Raw genomic sequence first — 23,049 nt, 5'->3', positions numbered from 1 at the left:
TGCGCGCGCTGGGTGTCGAACTTACAAACTCGCGCCGCCGTTGTGACCCGACTTTCGTACTGCAAGGAAATCGGTGATTCACCAACTGACGGGGTCCGCCAGGGGGATCTCACCCTCCGAGCGCCATGAGCCGCGCCACGCGAGATCGTCCCTGACCAGCGGTTTTCCGCACGCGTCGCACTTCTCGCCCGGCCTGGTCAGCTCGCCGCAGGCGCAGTGGACCAGCTGCATCGGGCCGTACGCGTTTTCCGACGGCGTGTGCGCGTCACCCCAGGCGCCGAGCGCGTGCAGCACCGGCAGCGCGTCCGAGCCGGCCTTCGTGAGGCGGTACTCGTGCCGCGTCCGGCCGCCGTCGCGGTAGGGGAGCTTCGTCAGCAGACCGCGCTCGACGAGCTTCGCCAGCCGCGTCGTCAGCACGTTGTCCGCGATGCCGAGCTGGGCGCGGAAGTCCTCGAACCGGGTGGTGCCCGCGGTCGCGTTGCGCAGGATCAGCAGCGTCCACGGCTCGGCGAGAACGTCGGCGGCGCGGGCGATCGGGCAGGAGCTGTCCTCGAAGGTGATGCGGCGGCTCATGACTGTGATCCCTCCTACCTGGCTTGCTCCGAGCAAGTCTACGTCGTACAGTCGGCCGTAGCTAGCTTGCAACGAGCAAGCCAGGTGCGAGAGGAGCTCGTCATGGAGATCACGGGTGCGGTGGCGCTGGTCACCGGGGCCAACCGGGGGCTCGGCCGGCAGTTCGCCGCCGCTCTTCTGGCGCGTGGCGCGAAGAAGGTCTACGCCGCCGCGCGCAATCCCGAGTCCGTCGACCTGCCGGGCGTGGTGCCGCTTCGCCTCGACGTCACGGACCCCGAGTCGATCCGGGAAGCCGCCGCGCGGGCCGGGGACGTCACGCTGCTGGTCAACAACGCCGGGTCGTCCACGGGTTCGTCGCTGCTCGGCGGGTCGCTCGACGACATCAAGCTCGAGATGAACACGCACTACTTCGGCACCCTCGCCGTGACGCGCGAGTTCGCGCCGATCCTCGAGCGCAACGGCGGCGGCGCGGTGCTCAACGTGCTGTCGGTGCTGTCGTGGTTCACTTCGCCGCAGGTCGCCGCGTACTCGGCGGCGAAGGCGGCGGCCTGGTCGCTGACCAACGCGCTGCGCCTGGAACTGGCGCCCCAGAAGACCCAGGTGACCGCGCTGCACGTCGGCTACATGGACACCGACATGGCCAAGCACGTCGACGGGCCGAAGACCGACCCGGCGGTCGTGGCGGGGCTCGCGCTCGACGGCGTCGAGCAGGGCCGCTTCGAGGTGCTCGCCGACGACGTCAGCCGCAACGTCCGGGCCGGGCTGTCGGGCGACCTCGCGGGGCTGTACCCGGCGCTCGCCTCTTGAGTCCACTTCGGATGGTGTCGGCCGGCTGAACGGGTTCCCGCTCAACGAGAGCCCACCGGGCCGCAGAGGTCCGTCTTGACCGGGGCGGTATGTCGACTTAGCGTTTTCCGACAGTAAGGAAACTTTCCTAACTGTCGGAGGTCCTCATGCACAGACCCCGGGCGATCGCCATGGCGATCGCGGCCGTCGGCGCCCTCCTGGTGGCGCCGGCAGCCGCGAACGCCGCGACAGTCACCTACGAAGCCGAAAACGCCACCATCACCCAGGGCGCGGTCAACTCCGACCACGCCGGCTTCACCGGCACCGGATTCGTCAACTACGACAACGTGACCGGCTCGGCCGTCCAGTGGTCGGTGTCGGTCGCCGCGGCCGGCAGCACCTCGCTGGGCTTCCGGTTCGCCAACGGCACGACGACCGCCCGGCCGATGACGATCGCCGTCGACGGCGCGACCGTGGCGACGCCGTCGTTCGCCGGGACCGGTGCCTGGACGACGTGGGCCACCACGACGGTGACCGCCACGCTGGCCGCGGGCACGCACACCGTCCGGGCCACGGCGACGACGGCGAACGGCGGCCCGAACGTCGACTCGCTGATCGTCGGCGACTCCGGGGGCGGCGGCGGTGCGCCGAGCGCGTCCGAGCTGCTCTCGAAGCTGACGTCGTGCAGCCAGATCTCCAGCGGCAAGTACAAGACCGACTCGGAGACGAGCCGGACGATCCCGGTCTGCGGGCTGTCCGACGCCGTCTTCTGGAAGGCCGACATGGACATCGACTGCGACGGCCAGCGCACGTCGCAGTGCAACGAGAACACCGACTGCTGCTTCCAGGCCGACACCGCGTTCCACCAGTCCGACGGGAAACCGCTGAACGCGGCCACGCTGCCGTACGTCGTCGTGCCGAGCCCGAGCAGCACCTGGGACTACCGGAAGTTCGGCATCGCGGGCGCCGGCGTGGTGGCGGTGATCTACAACAACCAGGTGACCTACGCCGTGGTCGGCGACACCGGGCCGACCGACATCATCGGCGAGGCCTCGTACGCGACGGCGAGCTCGCTGGGGATCAACCCCGACCCGTCGAACGGCGGAACCGATTCCGGCGTCACCTATCTGTTCTTCAAGAATTCCAAGGTGACGCCGATCGAGAGCCACACAGGCGCCGTGAGCACCGGGGAAGCGCTTGCGCGGCAGTTCGTGAACAACCACTGAGTGGCGTTCCGGGGTCCTTTCGGGGACCCCGGAACACGGGCGCCGCCGGCCCGGGCGTATGAATGGCCGGGTGCCGGAGAACGTCGAAGCCGGAAACGGCCGAACGAGGAACCGCTGGGGTGAGGGCGAACGGCTGCGCGGGGAGATCCTGGCGGCGGCCGGGCGGTTGCTGGCCGAGCTCGGCGGGGAAGACGGGCTGACGATCCGCGGGGTGGCACGCGCGGTCGGGATCGCCCCGGCCAGCATCTACCAGCATTTTTCCGACCGTGCGGAATTGGTGCGCGGACTGCTCGACCACGAATACGCCCGGCTCGCGGAATCGATGCGCGCGGCGGAGGAGACGCTCGGCGAAACCGACGTCGTCGGCCGGGTCCGGGCACAGATTCACGCGTACTGCACGTTCGCGATGGAGAACCCGGGCCATTACCGGCTGATGCTCGCGAACGGGGCATCCCGCCCGGAACCGGGGGCGCGAGCGGAGGGGCCGCTGCTGGACGTGATCGACCGCCTGGCGGCGGGGTTCGAGAGGTGCGTGGAGGCGGGACATGCGTTGCGGGTGACGCCGGGTCGTGCCGCGGCGGTGGTGTTCGTCGGCGCGCACGGGCGGGTGGCGTTGTTCCACAGCGTGTTGAACCGGACTGGGGCCGAGCTGGTGGAGCCGTTCGTGGACGAGTTGATCTCGCTCGTGTTCGCCTGATCGGCGGGGTGGCGCGGCTGCCGGAAGATGCTTAGCATAGCTATGTAAATTTCCGGCACCTTCGGGAGGTATCCGGTGGACGGCGTGCCCGCGTTTCCGATGACCCGGCAGTGTCCCTTCGACCCGCCCGCCGAACTGAGCGAGCTGCCGCCGGTGGCGCGCGTCCGGCTCTGGGACGGCAGCACGCCGTGGCTGGTTACCCGGTACGACGACGTCCGCGCCGTGCTGCGGGACTCGCGGGTCAGCGCCGACTCCGATCGGCCCGGCTATCCGCACCAGAGTGCCGCCTCGGCGGCCCGGCGGCGGCGGGCCAAGTCGTTCATCACCATGGACGGCGCCGAGCACGCGGCGCAGCGGCGGCTGCTGACCGGCGACTTCCTCGTCAAGAAGATGGAAGCGCTGCGCCCGGCCGTCCAGCGCATCGTCGACGACCTCGTCGACGAACTGCTCGCCGGCCCGAAACCGGTCGACCTCGTGACGGCGTTCGCGTTGCCCGTGCCCTCGCTGGTGATCTGCGAACTGCTCGGCGTGCCGTACGAGGACCGGGAACTGTTCCAGGACATCACCAAGGTGATGGTGTCCCGGACGGCGACACCCGCGGAAGCGGTGCGGGCCACCGAAGAACTGCTGGCCTACCTCGGCGGCCTGGTGGCACGAAAGGCCGCCGCTCCGGGTGACGACGTCCTGAGCAAGCTGGCGGTCTCCCAGTACGCGACCGGCCGCATGACCGCCGAAGAGGTCGCGTCGATGGGCCAGCTGCTGTTGGTGGCCGGCCACGAGACGACGGCGAACATGATCGCGCTCGGCACCGTGGCGTTGCTGGAGCACCCCTCGCAACTCGAGCTGGTGCGCACCGGGGACGCGGACCTGCTGCGCCGTGCGGTCGAGGAACTGTTGCGCTACTTGAACATCACGCACACCGGACGTCGCCGGGTGGCCGTCGAAGACCTCGAAATCGGCGGTGAGCTGATCCGCGCCGGCGAGGGCGTCATCGCGGCGGGCGACGTGGCCAACCGTGACGCCGCGGTGTTCGCCGAGCCGGACCGCCTGGACGTGACGCGCGAGGCCCGCCACCACGTGGCGTTCGGGTACGGGGTGCACCAGTGCCTCGGGCAGACGCTGGCCCGCGTGGAACTGCAGGTGGTGTACGGGACGCTGTACCGGCGCATCCCGGGCCTGCGGCTCGCGGTTCCGGTCGAGGAGCTGGCCTTCAAGGACGACATGCTGGTGTACGGCGTGCACTGCCTGCCGGTCACGTGGTGAGTCACACCGCGCGCTGCAGGGCGTCGACGTGCCGGCCGAGGCGGGCCGAGAGGAACCGGGCCCGGTCGGGGTCGTCGACCTTCCGGGGCACCATCTCCACCAGCATGATCAGGTCGAGGTACACCCGGTACAACCCGACCCGCGCCCACACCGGCATGCCGAACCGCACCGGGCCGCCCGCCGCCCGGTAGCCCTCGAGCAGCTCCGGTTCGAGGTCGCGGAACAGGCCCAGCGAGACGAACTCCGCCGCTGGGTCGCCCCAGAACGCGCGCTCGGCGTCGATGATGCCCGACAGGCGGCCGTCGTCGAGGAGGATGTTGCCGTCCCACAGGTCGAAGTGGACCAGTACCGGTGTTTCGACCAGCTCCAGCAGTGGCTCGTGCCGGCGCACCAGGTGCGCGATCTCCGCCGCCGGGCGGGGGAGGTGGACGCCGTAGCGGACGGCGTCGGCCAGCACCGCGTCCGCCATCGCCATGAACGCCTTCGGCCACGTCGGGTGCAAAGGGCCCTGCGGGTAGCCGAAACCGTCGCCGGTGGCGGTGTGCAGCCCGGCCACCACCTCGCCCAGCTCGCGGTGCGGCCGCGGGCCGTCGGCGACCTGCGACCACGGGACGCCCGGCAGCTCCGTCATCAGCAGGAACCCCGGCCCCGCGCCGACGACGGACGGCAGCGGGCCGGAGACCCGGCGGTAGTACTCCGCTTCCGTGACCAGGAGGTCGTGTTCGTAGGAGAGCCCGGGGCCGGACGGCGCGATCTTGAGGACCAGCCGCCGTCCGTCGGCCAGCCGCAGCCGGATCGCCGTGTTGTACGTTCCGCCGCCGATGTTCTCGGCCGCCACCACCGAAGCCGGGTCGATGCCCGATGCCGTCAGTTCCGCGCGCACCCGCCCGAGTCTGCCACTAGCCGCCCAGTTTTTCGCGTGCGTCGGCGAGGTCCTCGGTCGTCGGCGCGTCGTCCTGCGTCAGCTTGCGCCGCCAGTACCCGGTGAACTCGATGGCGCGCTTGTCCCACCCCCGCTCGTTCACCAGATGGCGGCGCAGCGCCCGCACCATCCCCGCCTCGCCCGCGAGCCAAGCCGCCGATCCCGGCTCCAGCGCGGCGCCGCGCACGGCGTCGAGCAGCTTGACGCCGTGCGGTGCGCCGTCGCGGTGCAGCCAGTGGACGGGCAGCGGCTGCTCCTCCGCCGCGTCCGCCACTTCGGCGAACGCCACCACGTTGTCCACTTCGGACAGTATGGTGGCGATGGCGGGCACCGCGGTCTCGTCGCCGGCGATCAGCAGCGTGTCCGCTGTGGACAGTGGACGGCGGTACGCGGCGTCCGGGCCGTACCGGCCGAGGACGTCGCCGGGAGCCGCCGTCCGGGCCCACGCCGTGGCCGGGCCGTCGGTGCCCGCGGAGTGCAGCACGAACTCGACGTCGATCGTGCCGCCGTCCCGCGAGCGCACCGTGTAGCTGCGCAGCACCGGCCGCTCGGCCTCGGGGATCGCCAGGTACGCCTGGTACCAGCGCATGACGTCGCCGTCGTCCGCGGGCAGCCGCACCGGGCGGCCCGGTGGCGGGAACAGGAGCTTGAGCTGCTGGTCGGGCCACGGTTCCAGCTCGGCGAGCCCGTCGCCGGCGAACGTGACGCGCACGGTGCGCGGCGTCGGCCGCCGCACCGCCGTCACTTCGAGCAGGCCGGTCGGTTTCACGGCTTCCCCAGGTATTCGCGCAGGTGGCGGGCCGTCAGCGTCGAGGCGTTCTCGACCAGCGACGCCGGCGTCCCTTCGAAGACCACGCGGCCGCCGTCGTGGCCGGCGCCGGGGCCGAGGTCGATCAGCCAGTCGGCGTGGGCCATCACCGCCTGGTGGTGCTCGATGACGAGCACCGTGTTGCCGGCGTCGACGATCCGGTCGAGCAGCGCGAGCAGCTGGTCGACGTCGGCGAGGTGCAGCCCGGTGGTTGGCTCGTCGAGGATGTACGTCGAGCCCTTCTCGGCCATCCGGATGGCGAGCTTGAGCCGCTGCCGCTCGCCGCCGGAGAGCGTGGTCAGCGGCTGCCCGAGGGTCAGGTAGCCGAGGCCGACGTCGGCGAGGCGGTCGAGGACCACCCGCGCGTTGCCGGTGGCGAAGAACTCCCGCGCCTCGGCGACGGACATCGCCAGGACCTCGCTGATGTTCTTGCCGCGGAGTTCGAACGTGAGCACCTTGGGCGTGAACCGCTTGCCCTCGCACTCTTCGCAGACCGACGCGACACCGGCCATCATCGCCAGGTCCGTGTAGATGACGCCGAGGCCCTTGCAGTGCGGGCAGGCGCCTTCGGAGTTGGCGCTGAACAGGCTCGCCTTGACGCCGTTGGCCTTGGCGAACGCCGCGCGGATCGGGTCGAGCAGACCGGTGTAGGTCGCCGGGTTGGACCGCCGGGAGCCGCGGATCGCCGACTGGTCGACCACCACGACGTCGTCGCGGTGCGCCAGCGAGCCGTGGATCAGCGACGACTTCCCCGAGCCCGCCACGCCGGTGACGACGGTCAGGACGCCCAGCGGGACGTCCACGCTGACGTCCCGCAGGTTGTGCAGGCGAGCACCGGTGATGGAGACGTGCCCGGTGGGCTTGCGAACCGTGGAACGCAGCGTCACCCGGTGGTCGAGGTGGCGGCCGGTGAGCGTGCCGGACGCGCGCAGGCCGTCGACGCTGCCGGTGTAGCAGATCCGGCCGCCGTCGGCGCCCGCGCCGGGACCGAGGTCGACGACGTGGTCGGCGATCCGGATCGTCTCCGGCTTGTGCTCGACGACCAGGATCGTGTTCCCCTTGTCCCGCAGGCACAACAGCAGGTTGTTCATCCGCTCGATGTCGTGCGGGTGCAGCCCGACGGTCGGCTCGTCGAAGACGTACGTGACGTCGGTGAGGCTGGAACCCAGGTGCCGCACCATCTTCACGCGCTGCGCCTCGCCGCCCGAGAGCGTCGCGGATTCGCGGTCGAGGGAGAGGTAGCCGAGGCCGATCTCGACGAGTGAGTCCAGGGTGTCGCGCAGGTTGCCCAGCAGCGGCCGGATCGACGGGGCGTCGAGGTTCCGGACGAACTCGGCGAGGTCGCTGATCTGCATCGCGGCGCAGTCGGCGATGTTCTTGCCGTCGATCTTCGCCGACAGCGCGGCCTGGTTCAGCCGGGCACCACCGCAGCCGCCGCAGGTCTTGAAGGTGGCGGCCTTCTCGATGAACGCGCGCAGTTTCGGTTGCAGCGACTCGACGTCCTTGTGCAGGTAGAGCCGCCGGACCTTCACCGCCAGGCCCTCGTAGGTGACGTTGGTCTTGCCGACCTTCACCTTGCAGGAGTCCTTGTGCAGCAGGGCATCGAGCTGCTCCGGCGTGAAGTCGCGGATCTTCGCGTCGGGGTCGTAGAAGCCGGAGGAGAGGTAGGTCTGCACGTACCAGGTGTCCGGCGTGAACCCCGGCACCTGGATCGCGCCTTCGTTCAGGGAGAGGTCGAAGTCGAGCAGGGCGTTGACGTCGAGGTCGGAGACGCGGCCGAGGCCCTCGCAGGCCGGGCACATGCCCTCGGGCAGGTTGAAGCTGAACGCGCCGGACGTGCCGACGTGCGGTTCGCCGAGCCGCGAGAAGGCGATCCGCAGCATCGCGTAGGCGTCGGTCGCGGTGCCGACCGTCGAGCGCGAGTTGGCGCCCATCCGCTCCTGGTCGACGACGATGGCCGCGCTGAGGTTCTCCAGCAGGTCGACGTCCGGGCGCGAGAGGCTCGGCATGAACGACTGGAGGAAGGCGCTGTAGGTCTCGTTGATCAGCCGCTGGGACTCGGCCGCGATGGTGCCGAAGACCAGGGACGACTTGCCGGAGCCGGACACGCCCGTGAACACCGTGAGGCGGCGCTTCGGGATGTCCAGGTCGACGCCGGTCAGGTTGTTCTCCCGGGCCCCCCGGACCTCGATCACGTCGTGGGTGTCGGCGGCCCGCCTGGGTGAGGTCATACCGTCCTTCTTTGATACTTTAGGGCGTAAAGTGATTCTCGATCGTACAATACTTTAGGCTGTAAGGAGTCGGCAAGGTGGTCGTCTTCGCGGGTCAGGGCGACGCCCGGCGGTCCATGGAGCTGCTGTGGGGGCCGCGGGTGGTCGCGCCGCGCACGGGCCCGGGGCCCAAACCGGGGCTGTCCGTGGAGGCGATCGTCGCGGCGGCGATCGACATCGCGGACGCCGAGGGCATGGCGGCGCTGTCGATGCGCTCGGTCGGCGAGCGCCTCGGCCGGACGGCGATGGCGTTGTACACGTACGTGCCGGGCAAGACCGAGCTGGTCGACCTGATGTACGACCGGACGCTGGGGGAGCTGCCGTCGTCGTTCCCGTCGGACGGCGGCTGGCGGCCGGCGGCTCTCGGGTTGGCCGACGCACTGTGGGACCTGCACTTGCGGCACCCGTGGCTGCTGCAGGTGTCGCCGGCGCGGCCGGTGCTCGGGCCGGGGGAGTTCCACGTCCAGGAGACGCTGTTGTCGGTGCTGGCTGCCACGGGGCTGCCGCTGGCGCGAGTCCGGTGGGTGGTGTCGGCGCTGTTCAACGTGGTCCGCGGCTCGGTCCAGGCGGCGGCGGAGTCGCGCCAGGCGGCCCGCGAGACCGGACTGTCCGAAGAGGACTGGTGGGGCGCGCGGTCGGCCCTGCTGGGGGAGCTGGTGCCGGATCTGCCCGCGCGGTTCCCGACCGTGGCTCGGCTGGGGCCATCGGTCGAAGCTTCCGAGGAGCCCTACTTGGAACGCGAAGCCCGGCTGTCGTTCGAAGCGGGGGTGGAGCTGTTGCTGGACGGCGTCGAAGCGGCGATCGTCAAGGCTTCCGGGCCTCGATGAGGAACCTCGTGGTGTGCGCGACGAACGGGCCGTCGCGCTCGATCTTCTCGTGCAGCTCCCGCAGTTTCGGCAGGTACTGCTCCACCGTGAACCCCGGGACCATCCAGATCACCTTGCGCAGGAAGTAGACCACCGCGCCGATGTCGAAGAACTCGGTGCGCAGCGACTCCGAGCGCAGGTCCGTGACCTCCAGTCCGGCGGCGGTGGCGGCCGCCACGGCTCGGTCCGGGTGACGGCTGTTGCGTCCTTCCGCCGGCTGGGGTCCCAGGAAGAACTCGACCAGCTCGAACACGCTCGCCGGGCCGACCTGCTGGGAGAAGTAGCTGCCGCCGGGACGCAGGACGCGGGCGATCTCGGGCCAGTTCGTCGTCACCGGGTGCCGGCTGGAGACGAGGTCGAACGCGTTGTCGCCGAAGGGGATGCCTTCGGTGGCCACGACCACGACCCCGCGCGGCCGGAGCCGGGCGCTTGCCTTGGCGACGTTGGGCGGCCACGACTCCGTTGCGGCCATCAGCGGCGGCAGGGCGGGGCAGCCGTCGAGGACTTCGCCGCCGCCGGTTTCCAGGTCCAGCGCGGCCTCGACCTGGGCGAGCCGGGCGCCCAGCAGCCGCTGGTAACCCCAGGACGGGCGTGCCTCGGTGGCGCGGCCGTCGAGCCACGAGAAGTCCCAGCCGTCCACCGACACCGCGTCGGCTTCGGTGACCAACGCGTCGAATTTCGACTTCCGGACCGGTGGCGGTGGCACCGGCTTGGCCAGGGTAACGGCATCGAACGTCACCACCACCGGGCCGCGCCGGGTCTCCACCGTGCACGTCGTCGCGTCGCGCGCCACCAAGTCGCCGAGCGCGTCGGTGAAGCCGCCCTCGATCCGGTACCGCACCACCACCCGCGTGCCGAGCGGCAGGTCCCGCAGCAGCTTCACAGCCGCGCGCTCAGCTCGTCGTCGGACGGCTCGACCAGGAAACTGCCGTCGTCCCACACGATCGTCGGGATCCGGCGCGCGCCGTCCTGCAGCTCGCGGACGCGGGCTTCGGCCGCCGCGTCGGCCTCGACGTCCACATAGGAGTATTCGACGCCCTCGCGGTCGAGCAGCGCGCGGCTGCGCTTCACGTCCGGGCACCAGGAAGCGCCGTACACCGTCAAACTCACGAAACAACCTCCGAAACAGCGTCGGGAACGGGCGAAGGGTGACCCAGGTCGGTCAGCCACCCGCGGAACACCTGGTGCAGCGCCTCCGCGCCGACGACCTCGCCGAGCGGCGCGAACTCGCGCGGGTGCACCACGAACCCGCGCTGCTGCGGCCCGCCGAGCCCGCCGTGCGAACCCACGTGCGTCTCGAACGGCGACGCCTGGTCCGAGTCCGGGTCGTAGCGGCTGTTGATCATCACGTCGGCGCAGTGCGGGAACGTGTCCACCCGCCGGATGAGGTCCGCCGCGTGCGGGCCGTACGGCAGCAGCGGGTCCTCGCCGATGACGACCCCGGAAGCGAGCCGGTGCAGGCCGTCGCGGCCCAGCACCACCGGGCCGAACTCGCGGCTGCGGACCAGCAGGAACCCGACGCCGGGGTGGTCCACCAGCGACGGCAGCAGGTCCGGGAACTCGCGCTCGATCGTCTCCAGCTCGACGCGGCCTTCGTGCTCGGTGAACGACACCATCGCCGTGTGCCCGGACACCACCACGACCACGCCCGGCGCCACGCGGGTCACCGCGCCGGGCGAGCCGGACGTCGTGCGCGGCCGGTCGTCGGCGCACTCCGCGTCCTCGACCCGGGCGCGCAGCCGGCGCGCGATCAGGCCGCCGCTCTTCGTCGCCTCCGCCAGCGCCGCGTTGATCTGCCAGCTCTCGGCCTGCCGCCGTTTGCCCGCCGAAGCAGCCGGCGAACCACCGCACAGCCGCCCGACGTAGGCCTCGATCGTCTCGCCGAACCGCGCGGAGAACGCCTGGCCCTGCGTCTGGCCGTGGTCCGACAGCGCGACCACGTGGTAGCGGCGCGGGGCGAGCCGCGAAGCCCGGTGCAGCCGCGCGATCTGCTGGTCGATCGAGCGCAGCACCGACAGCGTGTCGAACCGTTCGATGCCGGAGTGGTGGGCGACCTCGTCGTAGCCGAGGAAGTCCGCGTACACCACCGGGCGCCCGGCCAGCAGGTCGCCGAGGATGGCCGAGACGACGACGTCGCGCGCGATCACCGTCGTGCCCGGCCGGGCCAGCGGGTACCAGCCGCCGCGCGGGATCCGCGGCACGACACCGGCCCGGCGCTGGCGGACCGAGGCGTTGATCTCGCGGAAGACGTCGACGAGCGCGACGACGAACGTCCGCAGCGCGTTGACCGGGTTCGCGAAGTAGGCGTAGTAGCCCGCGCCGAGCCGGTCACGACGGCGGCGCAACAGTTTCTTCGGCACCAGCACCGGGATCGAGCTCATGGTGAGGCTGACGTGGTCGGCGTCGCCGGAGAACAGGTTGCCGCGGCTCGCGCCGCCGCCCGAGAGCAGGCCGCGCCCGTCGGAGTGCCGCCGTTCGATCTCGGCCGCGTCGGTCGGGTGCGCGCACGCCATCACGTGGTCGCGGTCCTTTTCGTACCAGCGGAAGCCGAGGATGTCGTGGTTGGAGCCGTGCAGGATGCCGCACACGCTCGCGCCGGTCTGCGAGCTCCAGTCGGTGTGCCACGGCGTGAGCGTGTGGCTGCCTTCGGCGAGCCAGGCGGCGAACGTCGGCATGTCGCCGTCGCGAACGGCGCGGCGGACGGTGTCGTACCCGAGGCCGTCGATCTGCAGGAACACCACACCGGGCGGCTGGTCGGCGGCATTGGGCGCCGGGTGGTGGCGACGGCGGCGCCGAGCCGCGCGGCGGAAGAAGATCTCGTCCTCGTCGACGGCGAGCGCCGTCGAGATGAGCGCGCCGACGCCGGCCATGGCGACGGTGACGATCACCGCGGTCCGGAAGCCGACCAGCTCGACGCCGGGGATGGTCCGGAAGACCGCCAGGGTGCCCGCGCCGAGCAGCAGGAACCCGAAGAGCCCGAAGGTGAAGAACGCCAGCGGGTAGGCGATCCGCATGGCCAGCGGCCAGCCGAACGCGACCAGCACGCCCAGCACCAGCGCGCACACCGTGGGCTGCCACCAGTGCGTCATCCGGAAGCCGGGCAGGACGACGTCGAGCAGGCGCAGGGCGCCCGTCACGGCGGCCCAGACCAGCAGGATCCGGGCGACGGCCCGGCCGCCCCGCAGCAGCCGGCCCTTCGGCGCGGTCGTCGTCACACCTTCTCCTTGGTTTTGCGCCGCCACCGGGAAACGAGGTTCAGCAGCACGGTGACCAGCAGGACCAGCACCGTCGCCAGCAGGGTCGCGACGAGCGGCGAGTCGAAGATGCCGCCGCTGAGGATGCCGAGCAAGCTGTACGCGGTCGCCCAGAGCACGCACGCGACGAGCGCCGCGGGCAGCAGCCGCCGCCACGGGTAGCTCAACGCGGCCGCGGCGAGCAGCACCGGGATCCGGCCGGCCGGGACCAGCCTGCCGATCACGACGAGCTGCCAGCCCCGGCGGGTGAACTGGTCGCGGGCCTTCTCGAGCCGTTCGGCGGGCTGGCGGCGGCTGATCCAGCGGAACGCGGCTTCGCTGCCCAGGCGCGGGATCCCGAACGTCACGACGTCGCCGACGTACGCGCCGAGCACCGCGAGCACGATGACCAGCGGCAGGGACAGGTGGTCGGTGGTGGTGGCGACGGCGGCCGCGGCGCCGACGACCGCGCCGGTGGGCACGATCGGCACGATCGAGCCGAGCAGCACGCCGAAGAACACGGCGGGGTAGCCGATGGCGGCCGGGTCGGTCCAGTTCACGCGCGGTCCGTCGGCGCGGGGAGCACGACTTCGGCGCCGGGCTCGGTGAACAGGACCTCGGTGGCTCCGCCGGCGGCCTTCACCTCGGCGGCGAACACGCGCGGCGGGTCGGCGAGCAGCCGGCGCATCCGCGCGGTCCGCTTCAGGCCGGGGACGGCGAGGGTGCCCCAGTGCACCGGCACGGCGGCGCGAGCTTGGACGATCCCGGCCGCTTTCGCGGCGCGGGCCGGGTCCAGGTGACCCCGCCCGAGGTTCGGCCCCCAGCCCCAGACGGGCAGCAGGGCGACGTCGACCGGGCCGTAGTCGGCCATCCCGGCGAAGAGGTCGGTGTCGCCGGCGTTGTAGACCGTGGTGCCGTCGCCCTCGACGAGGTGCCCGATCGCCGGGCTCTGCGGGCCGTGGGTCAGCCGCGGGCCCCACCGGTGTCCGGAGTGGACGGCTTCGGTGGCGGTGATTTCCAGCGCGCCCTCGCTGACGGTCTCACCCGGCGCGATCTCCTCGACGTTCCGGAAGCCCTTGCCGGCGAGCCAGGCGCCGGCCCCGCGCGGGACGACGATCCGGGTGTCCCGGCCGAGCAGCTTCAGCGACGGCAGGTGCAGGTGGTCGCCGTGCAGGTGGGAGAGCAGGACGAGGTCGACGTCGGCGTAGGCGGCCGGCGGTGGCGGCGGCACGACCCGCACGAGCCCGCCGACGCGCGCGGTGAGCACGGGATCGGTCAGCACGACCCGGCCGGCGAGTTCGAGCCGGACGGTCGAATGGCCGAGGAAACGCAGGTTGAAGCCGCTCACGGTGTCGAGTATCGCCCTCGGCCCCGGCGAATGCCCGGCGGAGTGGCGCGGACAACGCTGCCCGGCGGCGAGCTAGCGCACCTCAGCGCCCGGCGGGCAGCAGGGACGAGATGCGCAGCGACGACGTCCCGATCCCGGTCGGCCCGCTGAACCGGGGGTGGTGGCCCAGCTCGGTGCCGGTGTACCGGCCGGCGTGCTCGTGCCAGTGCGCCACGCCCGCCAGCCAGTCCCGCAGCGACGGGTCCGCCGCGTGGCGGAACTCCGCCAGGCGCGCCTCGGCGAGGTCGGTGACCACCGCGAACGCCCGCTCCTCCGCGCAGCCGAGGAAGTTCCGCACCACCAGGACGCCGTTGTTGAGCTCGCCCTCGTGGCGGATCTCCTTGCGGTAGGAGTACAGGTCGTTGAGCAGCCCGCCGTAGTCGGCCGCGAGGTTCCGCAGCGCCGGCCGCGCGCTCGGCGCCGTCAATGTCATCGAAAGCTCCGCGCCGAACGTCCGGCGCCGCATCTCGATGTGGTCGATGGGGTCCGGGATCCGGTTCTGCGCCAGGTTCGCCAGCCGCCACAGCCAGCTGGCGGTCATCGACTCGACGGCCCGCCGCACCGCGGCGCGGTCGTCCGTCCGCGGCCAGAGGTCGGCGAGCGCGGCTTCGACCGGGTTCAGCGGCGCCGGCCCGTCTCCCATGAACAGCTTCAGGCGTTCCTGCCACGCCTTCGCCGCGGCGAGGTCGCGCGTCGCACCGAACACCTCCTGGAACCAGTCGTCGGCGTAGGTGCTCCAGGTCAGCCAGTCGCTGGTGACGTCGAGCCGCTCGGCCGTCGCGGCCGGGTGGATGCCCGCCGCGCACAGCGGCAGGTCGGCGGCGCGCAGCTTGCGCTCGTCCCACACCACGCCGTCGAGGAGGCCCGTGGTGCGCGCCCAGTCGACGTTGCGGCGGCGGCACGCCTCCAGGTGCGGGCTCAGCCGCACCGGGAACGGCGGCTCGACGGCCGGCCGCGTCACCCGCACCTCGCTGAACGGCGTATGGCTGTACGCCCGCGTCCGTTGCGGCGCGGTGGCGAGCACCGACGAGAGGATCCGCGCGGCCGGCGGCCGCTCGTCGAGGGCGCCTTCGTTCATGTACCGGCTGGACCGCAGGTGCCACTCGTGGCCGCCGGACTGCCAGTCCTGCAGGCCCTTGACGTAGGCGAACGTCGCCGCGCGCGCCGCCGGGTCGACGCCGTGCTCGTCGAACAGGGCGGGGACCTCGGTGAGCGCCGTGTGCTCGAACTGGTGCAGCCGCGAAGTGATGAGGTCGTTGACGGCCTCGGCCGCTTCCTGCGTGGTCAGGCCCAGGAACTTCTCGAACACGAGGACGCCGTTGGACAGCTCGCCCTCGTCCTGGACTTCGCGCTGGTAGGAGAAGAGGTCGTTGCGCAGGTGGACGCTGTCGGCGAAGCAGTCGCGCAGCACTTCCATGGGTCTCGCCGCGGCGATCGCGTCCGGGACTTCGGCGTGCACGGAGTGCTCGACGAGGTTCGCCGACCACGGCGCGCCGCCGACCTTCCGCCGCATTTCGACGTACTCGATGGGGTTGGCGAGCCGGCCTTCGTTGATGTTCGCCAGCTCCCACAGCGACTCCTCGAGCAGCGCCTTCGTGCTGGCGACGAACCGGCGCCGCCACGCGGCCGTCCGGTGCGGGATCGTGCGGCCCCACAGGTCGGCGAGGCCGCGCTCGACCGGGTTCTCCGGCGTCGCGGTGATCTCGCCTTCGGCGGGCATGAAGAGGTCGATCCGGTCGAGGTAGGTGCGCGCGCTGTCGATGTCGCCGGTGCGCTTGTACAGCTCGAGGAAGTGGTCGTCGAAGTAGAAGACCCAGACGTACCAGTCGGTGATGACGTCGAGCTCTTCCGCGCCGGCGTCCGGGTGGGTGTAGGCGCAGAGCAGCGCGTAGTCGTGGGAGTCGAGATCGTGCTCGGTCCAGACGACCGTGCCGTGCTGGGGGACGTCGATCATGTCCATGCCGCGCGCCCACGCCTTGCTGTGCGCGCGGGCCCGCTCGAGGTGCGGGTTCAGCCGCGCCGGGTAGGGCATGTAGAACTCGGGGAGGACGAACGGCTGCTCGGGCACCCCGTGAGGCAACCAAAGACGCGGGTGCCCGCCAAGAGGAGCAGGTGGGGTTGCACACGAACGGGTCGGGCGCTTCCCCCGGCCGGCCCAGCGACGACAGGAGTGCCCATGACCGAGAACCGAGTGGTCGACAACCGCGACGAGAGCCGTTACGACCTGTGGGTCGACGAGAAGCTCGCCGGCTCGGCCTACTACGACGAGCGCGGTGAGCTGACGGTGTTCACCCACACCGAGATCGACGACGCTTTCTCGGGACAGGGGCTGGGCAAGGTGCTGGCGGCCGGCGCGCTCGACGACGTCGTCGCGAAGGGCCGGACGATCGTGCCCGTGTGCCCGTTCATCGCCGGATACCTGAAGAAGAACCCGGGGTACGAGGACCACATTCGCTGGCCGAAGGGTTGAGCGCTACGCCGAACGCAGGAGCGTCGCTGGGCCGTTCGGGTCTGAGTTGAGAGGTATGTCCGGATCTGCTGGTTATTAACCAACCTTCGTCGGTGTTGCGTTGGTTGCCCGGCAACGAAAGTGACCGGCGCAGGCTTCGAACCGGCAACCTGGAGGAAGTTGATGACTCCCCGGAAGACCGCCCTCAGGACCTTCGCCGTCTTGTCGGCCGCCGCGCTGACGGCGGGCGTGTGCTCGTCGGCGGCCACCGCGTCCCCGCTGGCCTTCGCCGCGATGCAGGCCAAGGCCATCACCAGCGCCACCCAGGTGGCGAACGCGCTCGGCGCCGCTTCCGGCGGCGTCTACCTCGAGAACGGCAAGGCCGTCGTCAACGTCGTCGACGACGCCGCCGTGCAGCAGGTGCAAGCCGCCGGCCTCACCGCGAAGAAGGTCAAGCACACCTTCGCCGCGCTGACCGGCGTCAAGAACCAGCTCGACGCGGTGAAGAACGTCCCGCAGACCGCGTGGGGCATCGACACCAAGACCAACCAGGTCGTCGTGAAGGTCTACGACGCCGCCAGCAAGGAGACCGCCGACAAGGTCACCGCGGCCGCCGCGAAGTACGGCGACAGCGTCCGTGTCGAGCACCGCACCGGCAAGCTGGAACTGCACATCTCCGACGGCGATGCCATCCAGAACAGCCAGGGTCGCTGCTCGCTCGGCTTCAACGTGACGCGCGGCGGCGAGCCGTTCCTGCTCACCGCGGGTCACTGCACCAACCTCGGCGGCACCTGGTCCGGCGGCGACGTCTCCGGGGCCGAGGTCGTCGAGAGCGACTGCCCCGGCGCCGACTCCGGCCTGCTGACCCGCCCGAACGGCACCGGCCCCGGCGAGATCAACACCGGCCAGCGGATCACCAGCGCGGCCGAGCCGACGGTCGGCGAGCAGATCCAGAAGCAGGGCTCGACCACCGGCGGCGGCAGCGGCGAGGTCACCTCGGTCGACGAGTCGGTCAACTTCGACGTCGGCGTGCTCAACCACGAGTTCGGCACCACCGCGCACACCGACCACGGCGACTCCGGCGGCCCGGCCTACGACGGCGAGAAGGGCCTCGGCACGCTGTCCGGCGGCGACACCGTGACCAGCTACTTCTACCCGCTCACCCTGGAGCTGCAGGCGTACGGCCTCGAGCTCGCCTGACCGACCCGCGAAGGGCCCCTTTCACCCGTGTCGAGGGCAGGTGAAAGGGGCCTTTCTCACGCTTCGAGCCGCCGCGCGCGGTAGACGGCGTCGGTGTGGTGGCCCTCGCCGCGCGTCTCGCACGTCTCGACCACCCAGAGCCACGGGTCGCCGAGGTAGGTCGTGATCTCCTCGGGCTCGAAGTACAGCTCCTCCGGCGGCTTCTGGCCGTCGAACTCGCGCATGGCCTTCGGCGAGTGCCCGACGACCAGCAGCGATCCGCCCGGCCGGATGGCCTTCGCGGCCGCCGTGAAGACATCCGCGCGGAGCTTCGGCGGCAGGTGCATGTACTGCGCGGAGATCAGGTCGTACCGCTCTTCCGGCTGCCACTCCAGGATGTTCTTGTGGAGCCAGCGGACGGTCACGCCCGCCTCCCGGCCGGCTTCTTCCGCGCGGGCGAGCGCGACGGTCGAGATGTCGGCGCCGTCGACCGTCCAGCCGCGCTTCGCGAGCCAGATCGCGTCGCCGCCTTCGCCGCACCCGAGGTCGAGTGCGCGTCCGGGTGGCAGCCCCTCGACCTCGGAGCGGAGGTTCGCGTTGACGTTCCCGCTCCAGATCCGGTGCTCGTCGCGCTGGTACATCGCCTCCCAGAACTCCTGCTTGAGCATGTCTTCGACGATCATGGGCCCCTCGTGCGGCATGGTTCCTCCTCGGTGACGTCCCCAGCATGCGGACGACGGCACCGAGGAGGCAAATCGCGTTGCCGGATTGGCAACTCAGGCCGTGCCGTACACCTGCATCTCGTAGAGCGAGTAGCCGTACGACGTGCCGCGCGTGACGCCGTTCATCCGCACGTAGCGGCCGCTGCCGGCCAGTCCGGTGAGGTCGTCGGTGGCGCCGTTGCCGGTCGTCGTGCTGTAGATCGTCGTCCAGTTGGTGCCGTCGGCCGAGGTCTGGATGCTGTAGGCCTTGCCGTAGGCGGCTTCCCAGGTCAGCTTGACGTGCGAGACCTGCTTGGTGGCGCCGAGGTCGACGCGCAGCCACTCGTTCGAGGAGCCTTCCTTGGACGCCCAGCGCGTGCTGGTCAGGTTGCCGTCGAAGGCCGCGCCCGCCGGGTAGGACGACGACTCCGTCGACGACGCCGTCGCCGGCTTCCCTTGGGAGAGCAGGGTTTCCGCGCCGCCGGTGATCGTCACGCCCAGGGAGGCGGTCTTCGTGCCGCCGGTGATGGTGATCGTCGCCGAGCCGGGGGTGGCGGTCGCGGCGGCGGCGACCGTGACGGTCGAGGTGCCGCCGGCCGGCACCGACGCGGGTGCGAAGGACACGGTCACCCCCGCGGGCGCGCCGCTCGCGGACAGCGTGGCGGCGTCGGTGGAGGTGACGGTGGCCGTCGCCGAAGCACCCGGCGCGACCGACACCGACGACGGCGTCACGCCGATGCCGCCGCCGGCCGCGGTGAACGTCCAGCGGGCCTGGGTGCCGGAGCAGCTGCCCGCGGTGAGCGTCGAGCCCGAGGCGCGGAAGCACTTCGTGCTCGTCTGGATGTCGGAGATGGTGCCGTCGGGGTTGATCGACCACTGCTGGGCCGGGCCGCCGGTGCAGGTCTGCAGCACGATCGAACTGCCGGAGATGCCCGCGCACTTGTCGCCGATCACGAGGAAAGCGCCGTGGAAGGTGAACCGCTGGGCGGCGCTTCCGGTGCAGGCGGCCACTTTCAGCGTGGTGCCGCTGCTCGGCGCTTCGAGGCAGGTGCCGGTGGAGTTGTTCTTGTACTGGCCGACCGTCGTGTTCGGCTTGGCCCCGCCCCAGCACTCACCGGTGCTGGTGTTGAAGATCGGCGTCGCGTCGTACGGCTCGTCCGACGGCGGGTCGACGACCACCGGCTCCATAACCGGCGTGTTGTCGGGGTTGTAGTGCGTCAGCGCGTCTTCGCAGTCGATCGCGTCGAAGGCGCTGCCGCCCTTGCCGCCGAGCCAGAGGTCGATGTGGCGCAGCCCGGGTCCGCCGTTCGGGCCATGGCTGTTCCAGTCGTCGGAACACTCGTCGCAGCCGTCCTCCATGATGAAGTACTTCTTCACCCGCGGCACCCAGACCTTCGTGCCGGGCTTGAGTTCGTCGCTGCTGGTGGCGAAGGTGATCGGGTCGGCGTAGGTGCCCTTGCCACCCGCGGTGTCGTGGATCCGCGGGTAGGAGATGTCGCCGCCGGGCGGCGTGTTGTCCCACCAGCCGTAGAAGGTGAGGAAGGTGGGCTGCGTGGTGGCCGCGTTCGCCGCGGGGGCGGCCAACGCGAGGAACAGGGTCACGACGAGCACGAGCGCGCGCCGGGTCATGCTGCCTCCGGAAGGGGTGGGGCGGACGATGACTGCGGCGTGCGTCCAGGTTCGCCGGGCGGCGGCGCGCCGTCAAGACCTGTTCGTAAAGTGTCCTAACGAATCCGGTTTCGTGTCCCGGTCGCCGGGAAAACCGCTCCCGCCGGTGGTCCGCTCGGCGAAGATGGCGCCATGAGCGAACAACGGGAAGTCGTGGTCACCGGCGGCGGCACGGGCATCGGGCTGGCGATCGCCGCGCGGTTCGCGGCGGCGGGTGAGCGCGTCACCATCACGGGACGGCGCAAGGACGTGCTCGAAGCGGCGGCGGAGAAGCTCGGCGCGCGGGCGGTGGCCTTCGACGCGAGCGACCCGGAGGCGGTGCGGGCCGCGCTGGCGGAGCTGCCTTCGCGGGTGGACGTCTTGGTCAACAACGCAGGGGGCAACACCGACCGCGTCCGCGAGGCACCGGCTCCGGGGGACCTCACGGGCCTGGCGGACGCGTGGCGCGCGAACTTCGAGGCGAACGTCGTCACGGCGGTTCTCGTGACGGCGGCGTTGAAGCCGCGCTTCGCGGACAACGTGCGGGTGGTGACTCTCGGGTCGGTCGCGGCGAAGCAGGGCTCGGGCTCGTACGGCGCGGCGAAGGCGGCGATCGAGGCGTGGAACACCGACCTGGCGCGGCAGCTGGGCGCGGCGGGCTCGGCCAACGTCGTGGCCCCGGGCGTCACACTGGACACGGAGTTCTTCCACGGCACGGTTTCCGAGGAATGGGTGGCGGCGAGGGTTTCGGTGGCGTTCGACAAGCGAGCGGGGACGCCGGAGGAGGTCGCGGCTGCGGTGGGGTTCTTGGCTTCGCCGGAGGCGGGGCACATCACCGGGCAGGTGGTGCACGTGAACGGTGGGGCGTACGGGGCTCGCTAGGCCATCCGGGTCGGAAGTGGGTCGAACGTCCCACGACCGCCCGGGTTCTCTCCATGGTGGAAGTGTCCAGACCACCGCACGAGAGGTGTGATCCGCCGTGACGGCAGCGTCCGCAACTCCGGCCCTCCCGACGGCACGACCGGCCGGATGCCCGTTCGACCCGCCCGAAACCTACGCCGCCCTGCGGGAGACCGCGCCGACGTCGCAGGTGCGCTGCCCGGCCGGTATGGATGCCTGGCTGGTCACGCGCTACCGCGACGTCCGCGCCGTGCTCGCCGACCGCACCATGAGCTCGCGCGGGGCTTCCTCGGTGCACGTCAACCCGAACGCCGACCTCGACGAGGAAGTCAGCCCCGGCTCCATCATCCAGCTGGACGGCGCCGAGCACTCGCGCATCCGGAAGATGGTCATCGCGGAGTTCACCGTGCGGCGCGTGGAGGCCATGCGCGGCTACGTCCAGGAACTCGTCGAGAGCCACCTGGACGCCATGCTCGCCCGGCCTGGGGAAGCCGATCTGGTGCGGGACTTCGCGTTGCCGATCCCGTCGCTCGTGATCTGCGAGCTGCTCGGCGTCCCGTACGCCGATCGCGCGCGGTTCCAGCGGCAGAGCGGGCTGCTCGTCAGCACCGACACCACCCGCGAGGAGGGACAGCGGGCCTACGACGAGCTTTCCACGTTCCTGGCCGGATTGTTCACCGACAAGCAGCGGAATCCGCAGGACGATCTGTTCAGCAGGCTGATTTCCCGCGGCGAGAGCACCGGCGACCCGCTCACCATGGAGGAACTCGTGGTGCTGGGCCTCAGCCTCCTGGTGGCCGGCCACGAGACGACGGCCAACATGATCGCGCTCAGCACGCTCGTGCTGCTGGACCACCCGGGCCAGCGCGACGTCGTGCTGTCCGCGCCGGAGCGCGCGGTCGAGGAGCTGCTGCGGTACCTGTCGGTCGTGCAGTTCGGCGTGCTGCGCTACGCGACCGCCGACGTCCAGGTCGGCGACCGGGCCGTCAAGGCGGGGGAGTGGCTGGTGGCCGCGCTCAACTCGGCGAACCGCGACGAAGACCTGTTCCCCGGCGCGGACAAGCTCGACTTCCACCGCGACTCGCCGCGCACGCACGTGGCGTTCGGCTTCGGGGCCCACCAGTGCATCGGCCAGCAGCTCGCCCGCGTCGAACTGCAGGAAGCGCTGACGCGGCTGTTCCGCCGGGTGCCGGACCTGCGGCTCGCGGTGCCGCGCGAATCCCTCGACTTCAAGCACAACACGCTGGTCTACGGGGTGCGGGAGCTGCCGGTCGCCTGGGGCCGAGAATGACGGCATGACACCTTCACCGGCGCGGCGGCTGTGGGCGGCCGTCGAACCCCTGCACGCCGTCGTCTACTTCGCGCCGGAGACGGCGGCCGCGGCGAAGGAGGCCGGCCTGCGCGGGTACTGGATGGGGTACTTCGCCGGCCGCCTCGCGCCGCTGGGCCCGATCGGCCCGGTGCCGGCGACGTCCGTGCTGTTCGGTTTCGCGCCCGCGATGGTGGCGCGGGCGCTGCCGGACGCCTGGTCGTTCGCCTCCCCGGACGACGTGCTCGGCTCCCGGCTCGCCGCCGTCGAAACCGCGCTCGACCGGACGCTGGGGCCCGGGCACGAAGAACTCACGCAGCTGCTGGAGCGGGCCGCCGCCGCGTGCCGGTTCGACGGTCGCCCGCTGGCCGCGGCGTGGTCCGCGGTGCCGCGGCCGCCCGGGGTGCTGGCCCGGCTGTGGCTGGCGGCGACGGTCCTGCGCGAGCACCGCGGCGACGGCCACGTCCTCGCCGCGGTCCACGCCGGGCTGACCGGCCTGGAGACCACCCTGACCCACATCGGCGACGGCGTCATCGGCCGCGGCGACGTCCAGCCGCACCGGGGCTGGACCGAAGACGATTGGACGGCGGCGGCCGAGCGCCTCCGCGCCCGCGGCCTGCTGGATGCGCAGGGCCGGCTGACCGACGCCGGAACGGCGGTGCGCGCCCGCCTCGAAGAGGACACCGACCGCCTGGCGTCGGCCCCGGTGGACGCGCTGGGCGAGGACCTCGACCGGCTCCTGGAGCTGGCGGTCCCGCTCAGCCGGGCGGTCGTCGACGCGGGCGTCGTCCCGGTCCCGAACCCGATGGGCGTCCCGCGGCCCTGACGTGTCG

General features: G+C 71.4%; 21 protein-coding genes and 3 pseudogenes. 11 read left to right on the top strand and 13 right to left on the bottom strand.

The features are described from left to right. Positions 1-78: 78 nt before the first annotated feature. Entirely contained in the window at positions 79-573 is a 495-nt protein-coding gene (locus AB0J40_RS30580) for a helix-turn-helix domain-containing protein (protein ID WP_364459575.1), read from the bottom strand. A 102-nt stretch (positions 574-675) separates the two neighbouring features. Between AB0J40_RS30580 and AB0J40_RS30575 the strand changes: the two genes are divergently transcribed. The 5 genes and pseudogenes from AB0J40_RS30575 to AB0J40_RS30555 all read left to right on the top strand — a co-directional run bounded on the left by AB0J40_RS30575 (position 676) and on the right by AB0J40_RS30555 (position 4,545). Next, on the top strand, positions 676-1,380 hold the full coding sequence (locus AB0J40_RS30575; protein WP_364459573.1) for an SDR family oxidoreductase: 705 nt from the start codon (positions 676-678) through the stop codon (positions 1,378-1,380). A 146-nt stretch (positions 1,381-1,526) separates the two neighbouring features. Continuing rightward, a pseudogene (locus tag AB0J40_RS30570) lies at positions 1,527-1,955 on the top strand (CBM35 domain-containing protein); the annotation flags it as partial. A 48-nt stretch (positions 1,956-2,003) separates the two neighbouring features. Continuing rightward, a pseudogene (locus tag AB0J40_RS30565) lies at positions 2,004-2,585 on the top strand (glycoside hydrolase family 75 protein); the annotation flags it as partial. A gap of 133 nt (positions 2,586-2,718) precedes the next feature. Next, a complete protein-coding gene (locus AB0J40_RS30560; RefSeq protein WP_364459868.1) occupies positions 2,719-3,282 on the top strand; it encodes a TetR/AcrR family transcriptional regulator in 564 nt (187 codons plus the stop codon). Positions 3,283-3,381: 99 nt separating this feature from the next. Then, positions 3,382-4,545 (top strand): cytochrome P450, encoded by a 1,164-nt coding sequence (locus AB0J40_RS30555; RefSeq protein WP_364459865.1) that lies wholly within the window; start codon positions 3,382-3,384, stop codon positions 4,543-4,545. Position 4,546: 1 nt separating this feature from the next. Here the strand turns inward: AB0J40_RS30555 and AB0J40_RS30550 are convergent, their stop codons facing one another. From AB0J40_RS30550 to AB0J40_RS30540, 3 genes are read right to left on the bottom strand one after another with little or no spacing between them, the layout of a single operon-like run. Continuing rightward, the gene (locus tag AB0J40_RS30550) at positions 4,547-5,428 is read right to left on the bottom strand and encodes an aminoglycoside phosphotransferase family protein (protein ID WP_364459570.1); all 882 of its coding nucleotides are present in this window, start codon (positions 5,426-5,428) and stop codon (positions 4,547-4,549) included. Between the two features lie 16 nt (positions 5,429-5,444). Beyond that, positions 5,445-6,236 (bottom strand): siderophore-interacting protein, encoded by a 792-nt coding sequence (locus tag AB0J40_RS30545; RefSeq protein WP_364459567.1) that lies wholly within the window; start codon positions 6,234-6,236, stop codon positions 5,445-5,447. Then, positions 6,233-8,506 carry an excinuclease ABC subunit UvrA gene (locus AB0J40_RS30540; RefSeq protein ID WP_364459564.1) on the bottom strand — a complete coding sequence of 758 codons (2,274 nt, stop codon included), beginning with the start codon at positions 8,504-8,506 and terminating at the stop codon, positions 6,233-6,235. The genes AB0J40_RS30545 and AB0J40_RS30540 overlap by 4 nt, the downstream gene beginning before the upstream one ends. A gap of 77 nt (positions 8,507-8,583) precedes the next feature. Between AB0J40_RS30540 and AB0J40_RS30535 the strand changes: the two genes are divergently transcribed. Further along, positions 8,584-9,372 carry a TetR/AcrR family transcriptional regulator C-terminal domain-containing protein gene (locus AB0J40_RS30535; RefSeq protein ID WP_364459561.1) on the top strand — a complete coding sequence of 263 codons (789 nt, stop codon included), beginning with the start codon at positions 8,584-8,586 and terminating at the stop codon, positions 9,370-9,372. On the opposite strand, the gene AB0J40_RS30530 is transcribed toward AB0J40_RS30535, so the two are convergent. The 7 genes and pseudogenes from AB0J40_RS30530 to AB0J40_RS30500 all read right to left on the bottom strand — a co-directional run bounded on the left by AB0J40_RS30530 (position 9,350) and on the right by AB0J40_RS30500 (position 16,063). After that, positions 9,350-10,117, bottom strand: coding sequence for a methyltransferase domain-containing protein (locus AB0J40_RS30530; protein WP_364459862.1), 768 nt, complete (start codon positions 10,115-10,117; stop codon positions 9,350-9,352). The two genes, AB0J40_RS30535 and AB0J40_RS30530, sit on opposite strands and share 23 nt — an antisense overlap. After that, a pseudogene (locus AB0J40_RS30525) lies at positions 10,091-10,294 on the bottom strand (ferrous iron transport protein A); the annotation flags it as partial. The gene AB0J40_RS30530 and the pseudogene AB0J40_RS30525, both read right to left, overlap by 27 nt. Further along, positions 10,291-10,521: a glutaredoxin domain-containing protein gene (locus AB0J40_RS30520; protein WP_155544664.1), complete on the bottom strand. Its 231-nt coding sequence runs from the start codon at positions 10,519-10,521 to the stop codon at positions 10,291-10,293. The gene AB0J40_RS30520 and the pseudogene AB0J40_RS30525, both read right to left, overlap by 4 nt. Then, positions 10,518-12,626: a phage holin family protein gene (locus AB0J40_RS30515; protein WP_364459558.1), complete on the bottom strand. Its 2,109-nt coding sequence runs from the start codon at positions 12,624-12,626 to the stop codon at positions 10,518-10,520. The genes AB0J40_RS30520 and AB0J40_RS30515 overlap by 4 nt, the downstream gene beginning before the upstream one ends. Next, positions 12,623-13,204: a VTT domain-containing protein gene (locus tag AB0J40_RS30510; protein WP_364459555.1), complete on the bottom strand. Its 582-nt coding sequence runs from the start codon at positions 13,202-13,204 to the stop codon at positions 12,623-12,625. The genes AB0J40_RS30515 and AB0J40_RS30510 overlap by 4 nt, the downstream gene beginning before the upstream one ends. Continuing rightward, on the bottom strand, positions 13,201-13,992 hold the full coding sequence (locus AB0J40_RS30505; protein ID WP_364459552.1) for an MBL fold metallo-hydrolase: 792 nt from the start codon (positions 13,990-13,992) through the stop codon (positions 13,201-13,203). Before AB0J40_RS30505 ends, AB0J40_RS30510 begins: the two co-directional genes overlap by 4 nt. A gap of 82 nt (positions 13,993-14,074) precedes the next feature. After that, the gene (locus tag AB0J40_RS30500) at positions 14,075-16,063 is read right to left on the bottom strand and encodes a germacradienol/geosmin synthase (protein WP_364459859.1); all 1,989 of its coding nucleotides are present in this window, start codon (positions 16,061-16,063) and stop codon (positions 14,075-14,077) included. Positions 16,064-16,207: 144 nt separating this feature from the next. Between AB0J40_RS30500 and AB0J40_RS30495 the strand changes: the two genes are divergently transcribed. Together AB0J40_RS30495 and AB0J40_RS30490 are read left to right on the top strand one after the other, a co-directional pair. Then, a complete protein-coding gene (locus AB0J40_RS30495) occupies positions 16,208-16,501 on the top strand; it encodes a GNAT family N-acetyltransferase (protein ID WP_364459549.1) in 294 nt (97 codons plus the stop codon). 162 nt (positions 16,502-16,663) lie between these two features. Beyond that, complete coding sequence (locus AB0J40_RS30490; protein ID WP_364459546.1) at positions 16,664-17,680, top strand: S1 family peptidase; 1,017 nt, start codon at positions 16,664-16,666, stop codon at positions 17,678-17,680. A 56-nt stretch (positions 17,681-17,736) separates the two neighbouring features. Here AB0J40_RS30490 and AB0J40_RS30485 read toward each other — a convergent pair whose 3' ends face one another. Continuing rightward, positions 17,737-18,360 (bottom strand): class I SAM-dependent methyltransferase, encoded by a 624-nt coding sequence (locus AB0J40_RS30485; protein WP_364459545.1) that lies wholly within the window; start codon positions 18,358-18,360, stop codon positions 17,737-17,739. 75 nt (positions 18,361-18,435) lie between these two features. Beyond that, complete coding sequence (locus AB0J40_RS30480) at positions 18,436-19,989, bottom strand: discoidin domain-containing protein (protein WP_364459542.1); 1,554 nt, start codon at positions 19,987-19,989, stop codon at positions 18,436-18,438. A 171-nt stretch (positions 19,990-20,160) separates the two neighbouring features. Here AB0J40_RS30480 and AB0J40_RS30475 point away from each other — a divergent pair, with 171 nt between their 5' ends. The 3 genes from AB0J40_RS30475 (at position 20,161) to AB0J40_RS30465 (ending at position 23,042) form a co-directional block, all read left to right on the top strand. Then, entirely contained in the window at positions 20,161-20,889 is a 729-nt protein-coding gene (locus AB0J40_RS30475; RefSeq protein ID WP_364459539.1) for an SDR family oxidoreductase, read from the top strand. Positions 20,890-20,986: 97 nt separating this feature from the next. Further along, complete coding sequence (locus AB0J40_RS30470; RefSeq protein WP_364459536.1) at positions 20,987-22,198, top strand: cytochrome P450; 1,212 nt, start codon at positions 20,987-20,989, stop codon at positions 22,196-22,198. A gap of 4 nt (positions 22,199-22,202) precedes the next feature. After that, a complete protein-coding gene (locus AB0J40_RS30465) occupies positions 22,203-23,042 on the top strand; it encodes a hypothetical protein (RefSeq protein WP_364459534.1) in 840 nt (279 codons plus the stop codon). Positions 23,043-23,049 lie beyond the last annotated feature (7 nt).

Origin of the sequence: Amycolatopsis sp. NPDC049691 (genome assembly GCF_040675005.1) — a bacterium.
Lineage (GTDB): Bacteria > Actinomycetota > Actinomycetes > Mycobacteriales > Pseudonocardiaceae > Amycolatopsis.
Note: the sequence above shows the minus strand (reverse complement) of the source record. Positions and strands in the feature narration are given on the sequence as shown.